The following is an 18,953-nucleotide window of genomic DNA, read 5'->3' on the forward strand; positions in this document are numbered from 1 at the left end:
ATTGGGGTAGAATCCCATAAAGGAGTGTGACCTATGGGAATCGGAATTGTCAGTGACTTATTAAATAAATCGGGAAAATCTAAAATTGATCGCCGGCTGCAAGTGGCCGCCGCGCGAAAAGAAGCAGATGCCCTGGAGGCGATGTTGGCGAAAAAAGCCGACGTGGCCCAATACGTGATCCACGAATCCCTCGTGGCGAAACTAAAATGGGACAAGATCGACCTGGTCTTTCCCCTGGTAGAAGACGGCGATGCCGCTAAGGGCCTGGCGTCCATGTTGACCTCAGAAGGCATTCCCTTCGTCGGCGCCGGCGTCATGGGCCTGGGAATCGCGGAAGATCCCGTGCTCGCCGCCGCTATTTTAAAGCAACAGGGCATGGATTTTCGCCCCGTACACGCCGCGAAAAGCGTGGTGGATTTGGCGCAAATCGAGCTCACCTACCCCGTGATCGTAACGGCAAAAGGGGAAGAATCCGTGTTTGTGGCCGATGAAGAGGCCCTTTACGAAGAGGCCAAGCAATTTCTGGATGTGGCCCCGATCATCTACCTCAGGGAGCCTTCAAGGGGCAAGAAAGTTCACGTGGCCCTCATCGGAAACGGCGATGACGTCAGCGTCTTTACGAAGGCCGTCGGCGGGGAGCTGAGCAAAAAAGAAGAGGACCTCGTAAGGAATACGGCGAAAAAAGCTTTCGAGCTCTTTCAATTGAAGGACATGGGCTTTTTCGTCATGGAAGCGGACGGGGAGAAGGCCTACGTCATCGACGTCCGGGCTTCCGCCGATTTTCGTGCCGAGAGCGATTTTATGGCGGTGTTAAATGAAAAGGGCTTCCGCCCGGAAAGTGCCGTCGACGCCATCGTCAATGCGGCAATCGCCCGCACCGGGGCGGAAGTGAAGCCGAAAAGCGACGCCTTTCTCGCCACTGCCGCCACTCGAAAAAACGACATCGACATCCTCTTGAAGGAAGAACAATCCCGCCTCACCGAGGAAAAGATCGGCCGCTTCCGCGAAGAGACGAAGGAAATGCGTCGCAATGTGGAAGAAGGCGCGGAAAAAATGGAAGCCGGCGCCGAAGAAGCGGCGAGAGAAGCCAAGGGCCGCCTCCGTCAAGTGGAAAGAGGAGCCCGGGAAACATGGTCCAAGGCCAAGCGCTACGCCAAGGAGCGGGTGGATGAAGCCCAAAGAGATGCGCGGATTGCGCAGGACGTCATGACGGAAACCATGGACGACGAGGATATTCGCGAGCTGAAGCTGCGCTACGCCGCCTTGGAGCAAAGGGTCTACGCCCTGGAAGAGCGCATTCGCTTCTTGGAAAACCGATAAAATCAGACAAAATCATAAGAACGAAAAGCCGGCAGTTCATGCCGGTTTTTATTGGGAGGAAAAATGAAAATTTACGGAACCGACCTGTGCCCCGATTGCTTGGCGGCAAAAAAGGTTTTAGACGAAAGAAAGATTCCCTACGACTACGTGGACATCACGAAAGACATCGCCGATTTAAAGGCCTTTCTGCGCTTAAGAGATACATCGCCCGCCTTCGACGAAGTGAAAAAAGCGGGAAACATCGGCGTGCCCGCCTTTGTTTCGGAAGAGGGCGCCATTACATTCGAGGTGGGCGAAAATGAATAACAAGACCCGCCTCTTAACGGCCACGGCCATTCTCTGCGCCCTTTCCGTTACCCTGTCCACCTTGGTGGTCTTTCCCAATATGGCGCCCTTTCAACACGCCATCAATGTCATCGGCGCCGTGATCCTCGGGCCTTGGTATAATTTCCTCTGCGCCCTGTTAACCGGGCTCATTCGCATGGGCACGGGCCGCCCCATTACCTCCGTTACCGGTGCCGTGGTGGGCGCCCTCCTCTCCGGCCTCGTCTACAAAAAAACCGCCTCCCTTCCCGCCACCTGGGCGGGGGAAGTCTTCGGCACGGGGATATTGAGCGCCATTCTGTCCTACCCCTTTATGAAATACCTCTACGGATTGGATCTGGGCAGCCCCTTCTACTACATTCCCTTTTTCCTGCCCTCCACCGTGGTGGGCGCATCCATCGGCATCCTGGTCCTCTTGTCCCTGAAGCGGGCGGGCAAACTTTCCGATTTTGAGCTCTGGAAAAAATAAAAAAGCAATTGCAATTTCGTTTTTTTCTGCTATACTGTTAGTAATCCTAAAAAATATGAAAACGTCGAGCAGAAGCAAGTAGCTTCAGGTGCCCTTCTCAGAGAGTCGGTGGTTGGTGTGAACCGATGAAGTTCCCTGTTGTGAATGGGTCTGTGAGTGCGAGGTGAAAAAAAGTAGCCGAGCCGGTTCTCCCGTTATAGAGATAGGATATGTTAGTATCTAAAATGAGATGCGTCTTTTTGGGCGCAACTAGGATGGCACCGCGAATTCACCATTTGCTCCTAAACGAGCAAGTGGTTTTTTTGTGCCGAGAAAAGGAGTTATTATGAACACGAAGACATTAGTACAGGGCGCTATTTTTATTGCATTGGGCACGATTTTACACACCATCGTCCCCGGATTTTTTAACGGCATGAAGCCGGACTTTATGCTTTTCTGCCTCATCGCTTACATCATGCTGAATCCGAAGCCCCTGTCCACTCTGGCCATGGGCGTGGCCACCGGCGTTATGGCGGCATTAACCACCCAATTTCCCGGCGGTCAGCTTCCGAATATCTGCGATAAAATCGTCGCCGCATTTTCCGCCCTGCTTATGATTCGCGCAATTCCCGGTGACGGCACCGTAAAAAAAGCCATTATTTATTTCTTAACCACCATTATCAGCGGCTCCGTGTTCCTGGGCACGGCCATGCTCCTCGTAGGCCTTCCCGGCGGCGCGCCCTTTACGGCCATGTTCGTCGCCGTCGTCCTTCCCACGGCAGCCATGACGGCGGTATTAGGCGTCATTTACGAAAGAGTCATCGCCGTCAACTACAAACGCAATCGAGCGTAGCGAAAGGAGCGAGGCGACCTTGCCCTCGCTCTTTTTCTATGTTCCGTAAATTGAGCGAGGGCCGCGGGCCTGTGGTATAATACACAGGTTAGGGCAACAGTTGAAGCGAAGGAGCGCTTATGATCGAGATCAAAAATTTAGTCTATGCATACGAAGACGCCGTGAAATCGGCGGTGGACGACGTGAGTCTGACCATCGAGAAGGGCGAATTTATCGCCGTTTTGGGCCACAACGGCAGCGGCAAATCCACCTTGGCCAAGTGTTTAAACGGCCTCTTTCGACCCACTTCCGGCGATGTCATCGTCGACGGGATGAACACGAAAGAAGACGAGGACATTTGGAAGATTCGCGCCCGGGCCGGCATGGTCTTTCAAAATCCCGACAATCAAATCGTCGCCACGGTGGTGGAAGAAGACGTGGCCTTCGGGGCGGAAAACTTGGCCGTGGAACAATCGGAGCTTCGCCGGCGGGTCGACGAGGCTTTGGCGGCGGTGGAAATGACCGAATTTAAAGAGGATCAGCCCCACAAACTTTCCGGCGGCCAGAAACAGCGGGTGGCCATTGCAGGCATTCTCGCCATGAATCCCGACTACATTATTTTAGACGAGCCCACGGCCATGTTGGACCCCGTAGGGCGCCAGGAAGTCATGAACACGATTCTGCGCCTGAACAAAGAAGAGGGCAAGACCATTATCCTCATCACCCACTTTATGAACGAAGCCGTGCAGGCGGACCGGGTGGCGGTCATGGAAGAGGGGAAACTCATTCTCGAGGGGCCGCCTCGGGACGTGTTTAATCAAGTGGACACCATGAAATCCCTGGGCCTCGACGTGCCCCAGGTCACGGAGCTCGCCGCCCGGTTAAAAGCCGTGGGCGTGCCTCTGCCCGACGGAATTTTAGACAGAGAGGAGTTTGTCGACGCCTTATGCCGAGCATCAGCATCCGAAATGTAAGCTACATTTATAATGAAGGCCTGCCCTTTGAAAAGCGGGCCCTCGACGACGTCAGCCTGGACATTGGCGAAGGCGAATTTATCGCTTTGGTGGGCCATACGGGAAGCGGCAAGTCCACCTTGGTCCAACACCTAAACGGCCTGATGGAACCTACGGAAGGGGAAATCCTCTACGACGGCGTCGATTACAGAAAAAAGGGAAACATCACCACCTTGCGCCAAAAGGTGGGCCTGGTGTTTCAATACCCGGAGTACCAACTTTTTGAAGAAACCATCGCCAAAGACATCGCCTATGGGCCGAAGAATCTGGGCCTAAGCGACGAGGAAGTGGAAGACAGGGTGCGCCGAGCCATGGCGAAAGTCGGCCTGGACTACGACGAAAAGGGAGAGAAGAGCCCCTTCGCCCTCTCCGGCGGGCAAAAGCGGCGGGTGGCCATCGCGGGGATTCTCGCTATGGAGCCGGAGGTCTTGGTTCTGGACGAGCCCACGGCGGGCCTGGATCCACGAGGGAGTCGCGAAATTCTCGAGGAGATTCGCGGAATCTTCGAATCCACAGGCACCACCATCGTCCTCGTCTCCCACAGCATGGAAGAAGTGGCGCGCCTGGCGAGCCGCGTCATCGTCATGGACCGGGGGCGTGTGCACATGGACGGCACGCCTCGGGAAATATTCGCAAGAGAAAAAGAACTTCGCGCCATCGGTCTGGGCGTGCCCCAAGTGCGCCGCACCATGACCGATTTGGTCGAGAAGGGATTCGATATTAAGGAAGACTGCATTACCGTCGACGAGGCGTTCGACGCATTAAAGACATGGTGGGAGGGACGACGTGCTTAAAGACATTACAATCGGCCAGTATTTCCCCGCCAAATCCCCGGTCCATTCCCTGGATCCCCGGTACAAAATCCTCATTATGACGATTTTTATCGTGAGCCTGTTCTTCATCAACGCCTTTTGGCCCTACATCTTTATCTTCGCCTGGCTCTTTTTCACCATTGCCGCGGCAAAAATTCCCGTGGGCATGGTGGTGAAGGGACTCAAGCCCCTCAGACTCATCTTGATCTTCACCTTCGTGATGAATGTGTTCTTCATTCCCGGGGAAGTGCTCTTTAAACTGGGCTTTTTAACCATCTCACGGGAAGGGCTCACCCAGGCCATCTTTATGGCCATTCGCCTGGTGCTCCTCGTCATGGGCACGAGCCTTCTCACCTTAACCACCTCGCCCTTGGCCCTGACCGAAGGCATTGAAAAGCTCATGAATCCCTTGAAGCGCGTCGGCTTTCCGGCCCATGCCATCGCCATGATGATTACCATCGCCCTGCGCTTCATCCCCACCTTAATCGACGAGGCGGACAAGATCATGAAGGCGCAAATGGCCCGCGGCGCTGATTTCGAATCGGGGAACGTGCTGAACCGGGCGAAAAATCTCGTGCCCCTTCTCGTGCCCTTGATTCTCAACGCCCTGCGCCGGGCCGAAGAGCTGGCCACGGCCATGGAAAGCCGCTGCTACCGCGGCGACGAGCACCGCACGAAATTAAATCCCCTGCAACTGACGGGAACGGACCATATTCTGTTTGCCGTAAACATGATCTTCTTTATTCTGGTTTCCGCCACTCGCTGGATGCACGTGCCCCTGCCATGAGAAATATTTTAATCACCGTGGCCTACGACGGCACGAACTTTCACGGCTACCAGGACCAGGGGCCGAAAAAGCTCCGCACCGTGGAGACCCTTCTGAAAGCGGCTCTGGAAAAGACCGTGGGCCACGAGGTGGCTCTGCAATCGGCGGGGCGCACGGACAAAGGCGTCCACGCCCTGGGGCAGAAGGCGAACTTCCTCTCCGATACGCCCATCGATCTGGGAAACTTTCCCCGCGTGGTGAACTACCATCTGCCGCGGGATTTAAGCATCACCGAGGCCGTGGAAGTGCCCGCGGATTTTCACGCCCGCTACGGCGCCAAAAAGAAGCATTACAGATACCGCATCTACAACGCCAAGCACAGAAACGGCATGTTGGATCGCTACGCCGTCCACGCCCCCTTTCCCTTGGATGTGGAGCGCATGGCGCGGGCCCTGAAAAAAATCGAGGGCTTTCACGACTTTTCCGCCTTCATCGGCCGCTACGCATCCCCGGCCAATCCCAAGCGGGCCATCGACGAAATCACCGTCACCCGGGCGGGAGAGATCATCGAAGTGGATTTTTTCGGCAAAAGCTTTTTAAAAAACCAGATCCGCATCATTATGGGCTGTGCCATGGAAATCGGCCGCGGCCTCATGCCGGAAGATCAACTGTTAAAAGCCACAGAAACCCTGGACAGAAAAGACCTGGGTCCCACGGCTGCAGCCAACGGACTCATCCTCATGTCCATCGACTACGAGTAGCACGGAAAACGTGCTATTTTTTTGCTCAGAAATCCGATTTAACGTGATAAAATAAAAAGTAATACATAGAAAGAGGTGCATGATGCCCGGTAGTTTAAAAGTATTGGCCTGTTACTTAATGTGGGCCTTCCTCGTTTTGTACTGGCCCCTTTTCGGCGCCATGGATCCCTTGGCCGTCCTGTGTTTTCGAATCGTCTTTTCCATGATCTTTTGCCTGATCATCGCCCTCGCCACGGGCCACGGTCCTGCTCTCCGCGCCCTTATGAAAGACAAGCGGCAGATGCTGTTTCTGTTTTTCGCCGGCATCATCATCACTGTGAACTGGGGCAGCTACATCATCGCCGTTATGACCGGCCGCGTCATCGACGCCTCCCTGGCCTACTACATGTGCCCCATCATCACCATCGTGTTGGGCTTTTTTATTTACAACGAACGCCTCCGGCCCCTGCAGTGGGTGGCCTTTGCCCTGGCCGTCATCGGCGTCACCGTGCCCATCATCGCCTACGGCCAAGTGCCCGTCTTCGCCATAATTATCGGCACCAGCTTCGCCGTATACAGCGCCGTGAAAAAACAAGTCACCGCCACGGCCATGGAAAGCATATTTATGGAAACCCTGCTGGTCACGCCCCTGGCGTTGATCTACCTCCTGGCCTTTAGTCATTTAGGCGACCTGAGCTCAAAAGAAATGCTATTGATCCCCACCGCCGGCATCGCCACCACCTTGCCCCTTCTCCTTTTCGCCGTGGGCATTAAAGACACCAGCCTCTCCGTGGCCGGCGTCCTCATGTACGTGAACCCCACCATCCAACTCCTCCTCGGCGTCTTCTGCCTGGGCGAAGAATTTACCACCACCCACGCCTGGATGTTTGCCTTCGTGTGGGCCGGTGTGGCACTGTTTCTGGCGGATGGGTTTAGGGAGAGGAAGAAGACGGAGCATATAGAATAAATGTACCCGGCGATTCGCGGCACGGCTTATCGCCGGTTTTTTAGTGCTTCCTTATAAAATCCTTAAATTTGTTCCGTATACTCTCCTTAAAAATAGAAGGAGAGATATGCTATGGGAAAATATATTTTAGAAACAAAGGGCTTAACGAAGACGTTTAAGAACCAAATGGCCGTGAATCATTTGGATTTAAAGGTGGAAAAGAATTCCGTTTACGGATTGCTCGGGCCAAATGGTGCGGGAAAATCGACGACTTTAAAGATGATTGCGGGCATGCTTCACAAGACATCGGGGGATATTTTATTTGATGGACATCCTTGGGGCCGCGACGATTTAGCGGCGATCGGTGCCCTTATCGAAACGCCGCCTTTGTACGATAATTTAAGCGCCGCAGAAAATTTGAAAGTGAGAACCCTGTTATTGGGATTGGGCGATGAACGAATTGAGGAAGTTTTGGACATCGTCGATTTAAAGGATACGGGGAAAAAGAAGGCGGGACAATTTTCCATAGGAATGAAGCAACGGCTGGGCATTGCCATCGCCTTGGTGAACCGGCCAAAGCTTTTAATTTTAGACGAGCCGACCAATGGTCTGGATCCTGAGGGCATTCGGGATTTGCGTGATTTAATTCGGAGTTTCCCGAAAAAAGGCATGACGGTCATTTTATCCAGTCACATTTTAGGAGAAGTGGCGCAATCGGCTGACCACGTGGGAATTATCGTTGGCGGGGAATTAAAGTACCAAGAAAAAATTGCAGAAAACGACGATTTAGAGTCGCGCTACATGGCGGTCGTCAATGGAAGCGAGGGGTGGCGCAAATGAAAAAATATATTCTCGCTGAGCATTTAAAGCAGAAGCACACCTTTTTAAAAGCATTCGTTGTTATCATGTCCCTAATGCCCATCGTCATGGCCTTCGTCCTTATGCCGTCCTACTTTTCTGTCAATGCCTATAACTGGTGGTATGTAATTTTATTGCCGGCGACCTTTGCTTTGGTACCGGCCATGGTGCATCGAAGAGATGAGAGAAAACTGGATTATCGCGCCGTTTTCCCCCTTCACGTCGATTTGAAAAAAGTATGGGTATCGAAAGTAGTAGTAGCTTCGGTATATGTGCTATTCGCCGCGGTCATTCACGTGGCGGGTGTCGGCATTCTGCAACCTTTTCTAAGCAGTCAACTGACGCCGAACGTGGGGTGGGACACCCTGATTTTTGCCAGTGGTGTATTATTTTTTGTAAACCTGTGGCAAGTGCCTTTGTGCTTGTTTCTGGCGAAGAAGTTCGGCTTATCGGCCGCCGTGTCCATCAACATCTTGTTGGGCGCGGCATTGGGGGCTATGTTCGCTGATACGTCCATGTGGCTCCTTTGTCCCTACGCGTGGGGTGCGCGTTTAATGGTACCGATTCTCCACCTCCTGCCCAACGGTCTTGTGGCGAAAGCTGTCGAACCGATGATCGAAAACACGTCGATCCTAATTCCCTGTGTGCTGTCTCTTGGAATTTTTATCCTATTGTCCGGGATAACGGCTCGATGGTTTGCAGCCCGGGAGGTAAAATGATGGGTAGAGTTTTAAAAGCAGAGCTTTATAAAATTAAACACACGTGGATTCCTTGGATCCATGGTATTTTACCGGTGCTCTACGCCCTTGCCTTCTATGCGGCATGCCAATTTACCGGCTTAAAACATTTTATGCCCGATGAGGCGATTCAGATTTATTTCACGCTTTTAGGCGCGGCAGTACCCATCGTAGTCGGTGTTTTGATATCCAAAGTGGCAGATATGGAAAGCGGCGCAGGCCATTTTCAACTGTTGCTTTCGGCGCCGTCAAGGGCGAAGGCTTATTTGGGAAAAGCGGGAGCCCTGTTTCTGGGATTCATTTTGGCGACGTCCCTAGCCGTCGGCCTCTTCGGAGGGCTTTTCGGCCACCAAACCTTAGCTGTGTGGTTTGCAGCGCTGTTGCTTCTTTTAGCCGCATCCGTTGCCGTCTACTTGATTCACTTGTGGGTGGCATTGGCACTGGGTTCGGTCCCGTCCATGGGTCTTGGCGTTGTAGAAACACTCATCGCCCTTCTTGCCACCACCGGCTTAGGCGATAAGCTGTGGTATTTTATCCCTTGCACTTGGTCGGCACGATTGCCGGGGACCTATATTATAGCCGGCTCGTGGCAAAACCAATCCCTTTTAGCGGTGGAGCTGGCGAAGTGGGGATTTTCAGCCCTTCCCATTACTGCAGTGATCTTTATCGGCTCCATCATTTGGTTTAATCGGTGGGACGGAGGACAATGGGGCGATTGAAACCCTATAAACATATCAATTAAGAAGAAAAAGAGCTAGATGCATAGCGGAGGTGATCTTGTGGCGACGATACTTGCCGTCGACGACGAAGAGGACATGCTCGTGTTAATCGAAAATATTCTAAAAAAGAAGGGCCATTGTGTTCATGCGGTTCAAAATCCTTTGGAATTAGACGAAAACAGTTTACGAAAATACGATTTGATTTTGTTGGACGTCATGATGCCCGGGATGGACGGCATGACTTTCTGTAAAAAAATTCGCGGCATTGTGGACTGTCCCATCCTTTTTTTAACGGCAAAGACAACGGAAGCGGATGTTGTAAAAGGCCTTTTAAGCGGTGGAGACGACTATATTACAAAGCCCTTCGGCGTACAGGAATTGCTCGCGCGGGTGGAGGCGCACTTAAGACGGGAGCAGAGAGAAAAACATGCGGGATTCAACCTTGGATCGATTCGCTTTGATCTGTCTTCAAAAAGCATTTTTGTGGCAGAAGAAAAAGTACCTTTGACGAAATCCGAATACCGGATTTGTGTACTTCTGGCTGAAAGAAAAGGTCAGGTTTTCTCCAAAGAGCAGATTTATGAACAGGTTTTCGGCTACGAGGGAGAAGGCGACGCGTCGGCGGTTTCCGAGCATATAAAAAATATTCGGGCGAAGTTTCAGCGGGTCGGCGAAAAGCCCATTGCGACTGTGTGGGGGATTGGCTACAAATGGAACTAAATAGAAGAGGGCATTCCCTAAAAATCATCTTTCTCAAGTATTTATTCAGTATCGCTATCGGTCTTGCGGCATCCGCGGGCCTTGCGCTGGTTCTTTTTACGGCGGCGTATCGATTGAACGGAATCGTACCTGCCGATGCGACGGAACAGTTTATCCTTCAGAGCAAGGCGAAAATCGCCCAAACAGAGCCGTTCGATCCCACTTTGATTCCTGAGCACGTCGGTTACGCGTATTTCGCAGATAACGGGCACCTGATCGCCTCCAATATGTCGGCTGCGGAGAGGAAAAAAGCTGTGGCCTTTCTTCGGGGAGAGGTAATATCTACGCCGTCTTCCGCTTATATGGAGATCGAACGCCGGGGAGGCGTGATGGTAACCCACTATACCCTGAAACCTCGCTATACCAATCCCTGGATGGAGGCCCACTTCCCTCCTGTGAATTATTTCTTTGCTGCTATCATGGTAAGTCTATGCTTCATCAGCGCCATGGCCATCACCCTGATTTGGGCGAAACGTTTAACGAAGCAATTGGCGCCCATGATCGAGGCCTCAGAGGAAATTGCGAAACAAAATTTAGATTTTGAAATCGGGCCGTCGACCATTAAAGAATTTAACGGTGTATTAAATGCTTTGGAAAAGATGAAAATCGCATTGAGTCGATCCCTAAGAGAAAAATGGACGGAAGAAGCGAAGCGGAAAAATCAAATCTCCTCACTAGCCCATGATTTGAAGACGCCTGTCGCCATTATTCAGGGGAACGCGGAATTGTTGAAAGAGACGAAATTAACCGATGAGCAAAGAGGCTATGTTGATTTCATTGCAAAAAACTCCACGCGGATTTCGACCTATGCCCATGCCCTCGTACAGGTAAATCAATCAAACGTATCCGGAGAATTGGATATAAAAAGTGTGCACGTCTCTGTTGTCGCGGAAAAAATAGCGGCCCTCGCCAGGGAAATAGCGACTGCTTATGGGCACTCCATCGAGGAGTCCATTCATGTCGGAAACAGTTATGTGTGGGCGGATTTAAAACAGCTGGAGCGAGGGGTACAGAATCTGTTCATGAATGCCATTCAATACTCACCCGAGGCATCGGCTGTTGAGTTAGTTATTTCGACAACGGAAAACTTCCTCGAGATTACCGTTGGCGATGGAGGTCCAGGTTTTTCTGACGAGGATTTAAAGCGAGCCTCGGAACCCTTTTATCGCGGTGATAAGAGTCGACACAGCTCGAGCCATTACGGCTTGGGACTTTACACGGCGAAAACCGTCGCCGAATTGCATCACGGCCACCTGCAATTAAAAAATCGCCCGTCGGGGAAGGGAGCAATGGTTACTTTGATGCTGCCACTGGAAATAAATCAATAATCCTGAAGATGATTAAAAGCTCTGTCTAATCTTTATGAAGATTAGACAGAGCTTTTTCTATTTACAACATCAAAGTAATATGTAGCGATTCACTTGTATTTATTAACTACCATTTATCGTCTCTGCCATATCAAGTTAATCCAGGTTAATTTGAAGCTGACGCATTAGGTAGAATAGATTAGCAGTTTTAACATCGAAGTGAGCGGCTACATCTGGTATTTTTGGGTTTTTACTGGGACTATTAGAGTTAAGGCCTTTATTAGGTGCTTCAAATGTGACGAGTGTGGTGTGATATACCGATGAGACTGCAATAAGCCATGGGTCGGCTATATCAGATTTAGACCATTCAGTAAGCGCCTCAGTTTTATAACAAGGGTTATCTTGAATGTAATCTAAAATGCGTCTATATTCGGATATTACCTGATTATTGCGTCGGTCAATATACTCTACGCTCAAAGATACTAGCCATTTTTCTAGGGCATCATCACTTCCGTTTAATAACTCTTTAGCAACTAAATCTAGGATTTTCACTTTTCCAGACTTAATAGCGATGCCCATCTTCTCCCAAAATTTAGATGCTAAGTCGAAGGAATAATATGATCGAAATGGAGTAATTAAAGAGTTGGAATCAATTAAAAATGTTTCACGCCCCATCATTTTTCACCAACTTTCCCAACAAGATTAGAAAATGTAGTGCGATTAGTATCGCTGAGGCGGAAAGCATCAGTGTACAAAGTTGTCCCTTCATTTACGCTACTAACAAGCTGAGAAAAAAAATGGGGGTCTAATCGACTGGCAGCAGTATTATAATAATTGCCACCTGTACTGTTCTTCCTCTTTAACCTATCTTCTTTATATAGTCGCTTGGCTAATTCAGCTGCTTCGGTATATTCTTTATATTTGATAAATTTATTGTCTAAAGCTTTTCTGGCAATGACCATGGTTCCACAATGGAAGTAGTTTGCCAGCTCAACAATCACCTCATTAGCAGGTGCTTTCCTTATTGTTTGCTTCCACATATCAATAAAATATTCTTGAGGGACTAAAACTTCTGCTGCAACAGCGTTGCATGTGGTTTCCAGATTGTTTACCTCAGTGTCGCCACTATATTTGACGTTAAACAAACTGTTTTCTCCTATTAAAACATGAGAGAACTCATGAAGAAGAGAGAAAAGTTTCCCATTAATGGAGTCACTGCCATTAACAAAAATTAATGGGCTATACTCATCGACCAGAGTAAATGCGCGGAATTCATCTACGGACAATGGGCGATGTGTGTTGCTTCCTACTACACCATTCATCATTACCATGGTACCTACATTACTTATAGCATGTCGTATACGATTAAAAGATTGAGGAGTGTTTTTAGAGTCGAGAAACCAGTCCTCAGATAGATTAAGTATAGCTCTAACTTCGTTAGTCACATTTTTAGCAGAACCATTTTTAAATTTTCCTACGTAGTCTAAGGGGCTTTCGCCTTGCGAGATAAGATGATTACGCATCCATTCTTGCCGAAGAGACATATCGTGTATTGTATCGATTAAATTCCGACTCGGGTTTACTAACTCCAAACTATCGATGGTTCGATATTCAATTAAAGATAAGTCTTCTACAGGGGGGGCACTTAAGAAGAAATAGCCAAATGGTATACCTGTTGCTTTACTTACTTTTTCCACTTGATTGAAAGTAGGTTGCTTTTCACCGGCATACCAATCCTTTAGGTAGTTTGCTATTTGCTCCGTTAAAGTTTCCATTTTGACATGGGAGATGACCCAATCTAAAATCGAACGGGAAATAGTAACATTACATTTTTTACTCATTTCGCCACCTCCTCGTTTAAGACGTCTACTAGGAATTCTAAAAGACTAATAACCCACCTTCATGCTATCACAATCGAATAATTGAGTAAAGAATTATTAATAAGCCATGACATAGCAGTAGCCATCTTGAGACTCGAATTAAGAATGGTCCTACAAATAATCAATTCGCACGAAAAATGGCCGTGAACCGCGATATTACTTTGGTTATATGAGTAATTTACCAGTCTCCCGCCTATGGCACAAAACATACAAATGGACAATGTATGATCTTGTTTCAATTTATCCATTTTGAACGCCTTAGCGCTTGGTATGAAAAACACAAACCGACTAATAGCTTTTTATTGACAAGTGTTTATTACTGTTATATACTGTTATAGAAATGAGGGATACCATGGACATCATCATTGACAATTCCGCATCGGTTCCCATTTACGAGCAGCTGCGGAATCAAATTCGCGATCAAATTATAAACGACGTGTTGGCATACGACGAAAAGCTTCCGTCCATTCGCGTCCTGGCCAAGGACCTTTCCATCAGCATTATGACGGTGAAAAAGGCCTACGATGCGCTGGAGGCGGATGGATTTATCGTGACGCGGCAGGGAAAGGGATCTTTTGTCGCCGAGAAAAACGAAAATGTGGCGAGGGAAATCCTGCAAAAGGAAATCGAAGGGCACATGGAAGCCATCGTCGCCATCGCCAAGGATCACGGCATCGCCAAGAAAGATATCGTGGCCATGCTGGATATACTATTCGGAGGTGAATAATGGACAGGATAGCGTTAAAAGCGATTCGCAAAGAATACAGCGCCTTTACCCTAAAGGGGATCAGTTTTCCCGTGAAAGAGGGGTTTATCACGGGCTTTATCGGCCCCAACGGGTCGGGCAAGACCACGACGATTCGCTCTATTTTAAATCTCAACCATTTAAACGGAGGCGAGGTGCTCTACCGCGGCGCGCGACCGGAAGACAACGACTACCTGCAGGATGTAGGCATCGTCCTGGACGAATCCTATTTTCCGGCAGATTGGTCCGTGGAGGACGTGAACAATGTCTTGTCCGTGGGCTATAAAAATTGGAAGGGCGCGGAATTTTTGAAGCGCGTGGCGGCTTTCGGCATCGACAAAAAATTAAATGTGAAGAGCCTTTCGAGAGGCATGACGACGAAGCTTATGCTCGCCGCCGCCCTTTCTCACGGCGCCAAGACTTTGGTTTTGGACGAGCCCACCAGCGGGCTGGATCCACGCTCCCGCGACGAATTTCGAGACACCATTCAGCGCTACATGGCGGAGGATGAGGAAAATACCGTGCTCTTTTCCACTCACATTACGGAAGATTTGGAGGCCATCGCCGATTACATCGCCTTTATTATGGAGGGGGAACTCGTCTTTTACGGCACGAAAGACGATTTCTTGGAAGCTTACCGCATCGTCAAGTGCCGTGAGGCGGATTTGAAAGCCGCGGATCCGAAGGTAATTTTGGGCAAGAAAAAAACCGCCACTCACGTGGAAGTGTTGGTGGCGGCAACTATGGCCGACGCTTTTGGCGAAAACACCGTGGTGGAAAAGCCCTCCATCGACCGCATTATGACGTTTTACCATCGAGGTGATGAAGATGCTTAAAACCTGCAAAATGGATTTTTTGGGCATTCGCCCTTATATGACGTGGAAGCCCATCGCTTTTTTCATCCTGTTTTCCGTGGGATTTACCTACATTGGAGATTATTCCGTCTTCCCCATGGTCTTCGCCATGACCATATCCTTAATGATCATGACCTACCCCTTTGTCACGGGGGAAGATTCGGGGACGGAGCGGCTCTATCGCATGATCGGCATGGAAGATGAGGACACGGTGCGGGGCCGCTACCTTTATTCTATCGTCGTATTTCTCGTCGCCACCCTCGCCGCCATCGTCATTATGAACGTTGTGAATCTAGCGAAAAACGGCGAGCTGTTAATCGGCGAAAGCCTGGCGAGCGGCGGGCTTTATCTCGCCATGTACATCCTTTTTACGGACATCAACCTGCCGATTTTCTTTGCCGTGGGCCACAAAAAAGCCAAGGCGGTGGCCGGGGCGGTCCTCATCACCGCGACATTGATCGTCGTCGGCATCTCCGGCTTTGCCGCCTCGGCCTTTCCTAAGGAAGTCAAGGCTCTGTATCAATGGGCAAGCGCCCACGTACTTTTAATCGTGCTACTCGGCATTGTATTCTTGGCTCTTATGACCGTGCTTTCTTATACCGTGGCTTTGAAAAAGTTCAAGAAGCGGGATTTGTAATCTGTGTAAAAGGGCATAAAAAAAGACGCCCGTAGGCGTCGATTTGGAGCTAACGAGGGGATTTGAACCCCTGACCTGCTGATTACGAATCAGCTGCTCTACCATCTGAGCCACGTTAGCGAATACTTCTATTATTTTAGGCCATAGGAAGGAAAAATGCAAGGGCCATGTAAAAATTATTTCAACGAGGCGGGCGGCGATTGAAACGGCCCGCCTTTTATAGTACCATAGAAGCGGTATGGTATGATCCCGGGGAGCCGGGATTTTTTATATAGAGAGGACGCGATCATGTCCGTTGCAGAAATTGAACGAAGCATTATAAAAAAATATCGAAAGACCATTTGGCGCCGCTTTATTAAGGGCATTAACGACTACGATATGATCGAAGACGGGGATGTCATCGCCGTGGCTATTAGCGGCGGCAAGGATTCTTTGCTTCTCGCGAAGCTCTTGCAGGAATTAAAGCGCCACGGCAAGAAGCAGTTTGAGCTTTTGTTTTTAACCATGGACCCGGGCTATCTTCCCGCCATTCGAGAACAGGTGGAGGACACGGCGAAGGCCATGGGGATCCCCCTTCAGGTTTACGACAGCAATGTCTTTGAAGTGGCGGAGGACATGGGCGGGGAGAAGCCCTGCTACATGTGCGCCCGCATGCGCCGGGGAAGCCTTTACGACAAGGCCAAGTCCTTGGGGGCGAACAAGCTGGCTCTCGGCCACCACTTCGACGATGTGATCGAAACGGTGATGATGAATGTGCTCTTCGGGGGCAGCTACAAGACCATGATGCCGAAGCTTCATTCCACGAATTTCCAGGGCATGGAGCTGATTCGGCCCATGATTTTCATACGGGAATCGGACATTCGCCAATGGGTGAAGTACAACGAGCTCACTCCCATCGACTGTGCCTGCACGGTGACGGCCAAGGAAAATTTCGGCGCCCGGGCCTATGTGAAAAACCTCATCGAAGCCATTGCGGAGGAAAATCCCAACGTGGCCATGTCCATTTACCGCTCGGCGGAAAATGTGGAGCTCGGGGCGATTTTAGGTTATAAAGACGGCGAGGGAGAGAAGCACAGCTTTTTGGAACATTACGAAAGGAGAGAGTAGTATGCGACTGATTTCATGGAATGTGAACGGCATTCGCGCCGCCGTAAAAAAGGGCTTTATGGATTTTTTCGACGACGTGGATGCGGACATTTTCTGTTTGCAGGAGACCAAGCTTTCCGCCGGCCAGTTGGATTTGGAGCTTGAAGGCTACCATCAATACTGGAACTATGCGGAGAAAAAAGGTTACAGCGGCACGGCGGTCTTTACGAAGGAAGAGCCCATCCACGTATCCTACGGCATCGACATGGAAGAGCACGACAGGGAAGGGCGGGTCATCACCTGCGAATACAAGGATTTTTTCCTGGTGACCTGCTACACGCCCAATTCCCAGCGGGGCCTGGCGCGCTTGGATTACCGCATGGCGTGGGAAGAAGATTTTCGCAAGTACCTGAACATGTTGGATCAGGTGAAGCCCGTGGTGCTCTGCGGGGATTTAAACGTGGCCCACAAGGAAATCGACCTGAAAAACCCCGCGGCCAATCGTAAAAATGCGGGCTTTTCCGACGAAGAGCGCAGCCAATTTCAAAATCTTCTGGACGCCGGCTACACGGACACCTTCCGCCACCTCTACCCGGATGCGGCGGATCGTTACAGCTGGTGGAGCTACATTACCAAGGCTCGGGAAAGGAACGCCGGTTGGCGCATCGATTACTTCGTGGTGAGCGACCGCCTGGCCGATGACATCGTGGAGGCGGACATTCGCGACGACATTTTCGGCAGCGATCACTGCCCCGTCTATTTAGAATTGGATATTTAGAGAATCCATTGAAAAAGGGCGGGCAACAGGGTAAAATCTATTGTGGTATATGAAATAAATTTTTAAAAGAAAGGTGATACAATGGCAGAAACGCGTTTTGTTAAAATCAATGATCACGTACACTACATCGGTGTAAACGACCGCTACACCCATTTATTCGAAGGCATGTGGCCTTTGCCCGACGGCATTAGCTACAACTCCTACCTCTTCGACGGCGGCAGCAAGACCTGTCTTTTAGACTGCGTCCGTATCGACTCCGTGTCGGAATTTTTCACAAAATTAGACGACGCCCTCGACGGCAGAAAGCTCGACTACGTCGTGGTCAATCACATGGAACCGGACCACACCTCTTCCTTAAAGAGCGTGTTGGAACGCTACCCGGAATGCAAGGTCATTACCAATAAAAAAGCCGTCACCATGATGGAAAACTTCTATTCCGTCGGCGAAGACCGCGCCATTCTCGTGGCAGACGGCGAAACCATTGACATCGGCGAACGGAAGCTCACCTTCTACACCACGCCCATGGTTCACTGGCCCGAATCCATGGTCTGCTTCGAAGAAGAAACCGGCATCCTCTTCAGCCAAGACGCTTTCGGCGGCTTCGGCACCTTAGACGGCGCCATTTTCGACGACCAAGTGGATTGGGAAAAATACCGCGAAGAAACCATTCGCTACTACACCAACATCGTCGGCAAGTACAGCGTGCAAGTCATTCGCGCCCTGAAGAAATTAGGCGGACTGGACATTAAGATGATCTGCCCGGACCACGGTCCCGTATGGCGCGACAACATCGGCCGCATCGTGAGCCTTTACAGCGATTTAAGCGAACAAAAAACCGAAGACGGCGTACTCATCGTCTACGGCTCCATGTACGGCAACTCCGAACAAGTCGCCGAAGCCATCGCCCGCTCCTTAACCAAAGAAGGCGTGCGCAACATTCGCATTCGCGACGTATCCAAGACCCACATCAGCTATTTAATCAGCGAAACCTGGAACTACAAGGGCATTATCTTAGGCTGCCCCACTTATAATGTGGATCTGTTCCCGCCCATGGCCAATTTAGTCGAAGTGCTGAAGAAACAAAAGATGAAAAACCACATCTTAGGCACCTTCACCAATTACAGCTGGGGCGGCGGCGCGGAAAAAGCCTTTGCCGCCTTCGCCGAAGAAAGCAAATGGGACGTGCTCCCCACCACCGTGGATGTCATGGGCGCTCCGAAACAAGAAGATTTAGACAAATGTGCACAATTGGCCAAGGAAATGGCCGAAGCCTTAAAGGCAAGCAAGTAATAAGAGAAGCGTCGGGAAACCGGCGCTTTTTTGCTTGGTAGGAAAAGATTTTTCGAGCTGCTATTTATCAATGCCCGCACCCGTAAACGCATTGAAAAAATG

The 18,953-nt window shown here is 50.3% G+C and carries 22 protein-coding genes, 1 tRNA gene and 1 other annotated feature; of the genes, 20 read left to right on the plus strand and 3 right to left on the minus strand.

All coding sequences use genetic code 11. The annotated features are described in order from the left end of the window. Nucleotides 1-33 precede the first annotated feature (33 nt). The 14 genes from DG046_RS06980 to DG046_RS07045 all read left to right on the plus strand — a co-directional run bounded on the left by DG046_RS06980 (nt 34) and on the right by DG046_RS07045 (nt 11,602). Nucleotides 34-1,320 (plus strand): D-alanine--D-alanine ligase family protein, encoded by a 1,287-nt coding sequence (locus tag DG046_RS06980; protein WP_108831790.1) that lies wholly within the window; start codon nt 34-36, stop codon nt 1,318-1,320. 63 nt (nt 1,321-1,383) lie between these two features. Beyond that, nucleotides 1,384-1,626: a glutaredoxin domain-containing protein gene (locus DG046_RS06985; protein ID WP_108831791.1), complete on the plus strand. Its 243-nt coding sequence runs from the start codon at nt 1,384-1,386 to the stop codon at nt 1,624-1,626. After that, entirely contained in the window at nt 1,619-2,113 is a 495-nt protein-coding gene (gene thiW, locus DG046_RS06990; protein ID WP_108831792.1) for an energy coupling factor transporter S component ThiW, read from the plus strand. The genes DG046_RS06985 and thiW overlap by 8 nt, the downstream gene beginning before the upstream one ends. A 55-nt stretch (nt 2,114-2,168) precedes the next feature. Continuing rightward, nucleotides 2,169-2,399, plus strand: a binding site (T-box leader). Between the two features lie 39 nt (nt 2,400-2,438). Then, nucleotides 2,439-2,945 carry a tryptophan transporter gene (locus tag DG046_RS06995; protein ID WP_108831793.1) on the plus strand — a complete coding sequence of 169 codons (507 nt, stop codon included), beginning with the start codon at nt 2,439-2,441 and terminating at the stop codon, nt 2,943-2,945. 119 nt (nt 2,946-3,064) lie between these two features. Next, nucleotides 3,065-3,898, plus strand: a complete 834-nt coding sequence (locus DG046_RS07000; RefSeq protein WP_108831794.1) for an energy-coupling factor transporter ATPase — start codon at nt 3,065-3,067, stop codon at nt 3,896-3,898. Continuing rightward, a complete protein-coding gene (locus DG046_RS07005) occupies nt 3,871-4,731 on the plus strand; it encodes an energy-coupling factor transporter ATPase (protein WP_108831795.1) in 861 nt (286 codons plus the stop codon). The genes DG046_RS07000 and DG046_RS07005 overlap by 28 nt, the downstream gene beginning before the upstream one ends. Then, a complete protein-coding gene (locus DG046_RS07010) occupies nt 4,724-5,536 on the plus strand; it encodes an energy-coupling factor transporter transmembrane component T family protein (protein WP_108831796.1) in 813 nt (270 codons plus the stop codon). The genes DG046_RS07005 and DG046_RS07010 overlap by 8 nt, the downstream gene beginning before the upstream one ends. After that, a complete protein-coding gene (gene truA / locus DG046_RS07015; RefSeq protein ID WP_108831797.1) occupies nt 5,533-6,276 on the plus strand; it encodes a tRNA pseudouridine(38-40) synthase TruA in 744 nt (247 codons plus the stop codon). The genes DG046_RS07010 and truA overlap by 4 nt, the downstream gene beginning before the upstream one ends. A gap of 82 nt (nt 6,277-6,358) precedes the next feature. Further along, nucleotides 6,359-7,222, plus strand: coding sequence for an EamA family transporter RarD (gene rarD, locus DG046_RS07020; protein WP_159082090.1), 864 nt, complete (start codon nt 6,359-6,361; stop codon nt 7,220-7,222). A 111-nt stretch (nt 7,223-7,333) separates the two neighbouring features. Continuing rightward, the gene (locus tag DG046_RS07025; RefSeq protein ID WP_108831799.1) at nt 7,334-8,041 is read left to right on the plus strand and encodes a lantibiotic protection ABC transporter ATP-binding protein; all 708 of its coding nucleotides are present in this window, start codon (nt 7,334-7,336) and stop codon (nt 8,039-8,041) included. Then, complete coding sequence (locus tag DG046_RS07030) at nt 8,038-8,778, plus strand: lantibiotic immunity ABC transporter MutE/EpiE family permease subunit (RefSeq protein WP_108831800.1); 741 nt, start codon at nt 8,038-8,040, stop codon at nt 8,776-8,778. The genes DG046_RS07025 and DG046_RS07030 overlap by 4 nt, the downstream gene beginning before the upstream one ends. Further along, a complete protein-coding gene (locus DG046_RS07035) occupies nt 8,775-9,515 on the plus strand; it encodes a lantibiotic immunity ABC transporter MutG family permease subunit (RefSeq protein WP_234411479.1) in 741 nt (246 codons plus the stop codon). Before DG046_RS07030 ends, DG046_RS07035 begins: the two co-directional genes overlap by 4 nt. Before the next feature lie 60 nt (nt 9,516-9,575). Then, on the plus strand, nt 9,576-10,235 hold the full coding sequence (locus DG046_RS07040) for a response regulator transcription factor (RefSeq protein ID WP_108831801.1): 660 nt from the start codon (nt 9,576-9,578) through the stop codon (nt 10,233-10,235). Further along, on the plus strand, nt 10,226-11,602 hold the full coding sequence (locus DG046_RS07045; protein WP_108831802.1) for a sensor histidine kinase: 1,377 nt from the start codon (nt 10,226-10,228) through the stop codon (nt 11,600-11,602). Before DG046_RS07040 ends, DG046_RS07045 begins: the two co-directional genes overlap by 10 nt. Nucleotides 11,603-11,737: 135 nt before the next feature. On the opposite strand, the gene DG046_RS07050 is transcribed toward DG046_RS07045, so the two are convergent. Continuing rightward, the gene (locus DG046_RS07050; protein ID WP_108831803.1) at nt 11,738-12,259 is read right to left on the minus strand and encodes a DUF4411 family protein; all 522 of its coding nucleotides are present in this window, start codon (nt 12,257-12,259) and stop codon (nt 11,738-11,740) included. After that, nucleotides 12,256-13,422, minus strand: coding sequence for an ImmA/IrrE family metallo-endopeptidase (locus tag DG046_RS07055; RefSeq protein WP_108831804.1), 1,167 nt, complete (start codon nt 13,420-13,422; stop codon nt 12,256-12,258). Before DG046_RS07055 ends, DG046_RS07050 begins: the two co-directional genes overlap by 4 nt. 391 nt (nt 13,423-13,813) lie before the next feature. Here DG046_RS07055 and DG046_RS07060 point away from each other — a divergent pair, with 391 nt between their 5' ends. From DG046_RS07060 to DG046_RS07070, 3 genes are read left to right on the plus strand one after another with little or no spacing between them, the layout of a single operon-like run. Next, a complete protein-coding gene (locus DG046_RS07060) occupies nt 13,814-14,188 on the plus strand; it encodes a GntR family transcriptional regulator (protein WP_108831805.1) in 375 nt (124 codons plus the stop codon). Further along, nucleotides 14,188-15,042, plus strand: coding sequence for an ABC transporter ATP-binding protein (locus DG046_RS07065; protein ID WP_108831806.1), 855 nt, complete (start codon nt 14,188-14,190; stop codon nt 15,040-15,042). The genes DG046_RS07060 and DG046_RS07065 overlap by 1 nt, the downstream gene beginning before the upstream one ends. Then, nucleotides 15,035-15,697 carry an ABC-2 transporter permease gene (locus tag DG046_RS07070; RefSeq protein WP_159082091.1) on the plus strand — a complete coding sequence of 221 codons (663 nt, stop codon included), beginning with the start codon at nt 15,035-15,037 and terminating at the stop codon, nt 15,695-15,697. The genes DG046_RS07065 and DG046_RS07070 overlap by 8 nt, the downstream gene beginning before the upstream one ends. 44 nt (nt 15,698-15,741) lie before the next feature. Here the strand turns inward: DG046_RS07070 and DG046_RS07075 are convergent. Continuing rightward, a tRNA-Thr gene (locus DG046_RS07075) sits at nt 15,742-15,817 on the minus strand. Nucleotides 15,818-15,985: 168 nt separating this feature from the next. Between DG046_RS07075 and DG046_RS07080 the strand changes: the two genes are divergently transcribed. From DG046_RS07080 to DG046_RS07090, 3 genes are all read left to right on the plus strand, one after another. Further along, the gene (locus DG046_RS07080) at nt 15,986-16,804 is read left to right on the plus strand and encodes a tRNA 2-thiocytidine biosynthesis TtcA family protein (RefSeq protein WP_234411480.1); all 819 of its coding nucleotides are present in this window, start codon (nt 15,986-15,988) and stop codon (nt 16,802-16,804) included. Nucleotide 16,805: 1 nt separating this feature from the next. Continuing rightward, nucleotides 16,806-17,561, plus strand: coding sequence for an exodeoxyribonuclease III (locus DG046_RS07085; RefSeq protein ID WP_108831809.1), 756 nt, complete (start codon nt 16,806-16,808; stop codon nt 17,559-17,561). An 81-nt stretch (nt 17,562-17,642) separates the two neighbouring features. After that, a complete protein-coding gene (locus DG046_RS07090) occupies nt 17,643-18,851 on the plus strand; it encodes an FprA family A-type flavoprotein (RefSeq protein ID WP_108831810.1) in 1,209 nt (402 codons plus the stop codon). Nucleotides 18,852-18,953 lie beyond the last annotated feature (102 nt).

Source organism: Aedoeadaptatus coli, assembly GCF_900343085.1.
In the GTDB taxonomy this organism is placed as follows: domain Bacteria; phylum Bacillota; class Clostridia; order Tissierellales; family Peptoniphilaceae; genus Aedoeadaptatus; species Aedoeadaptatus coli.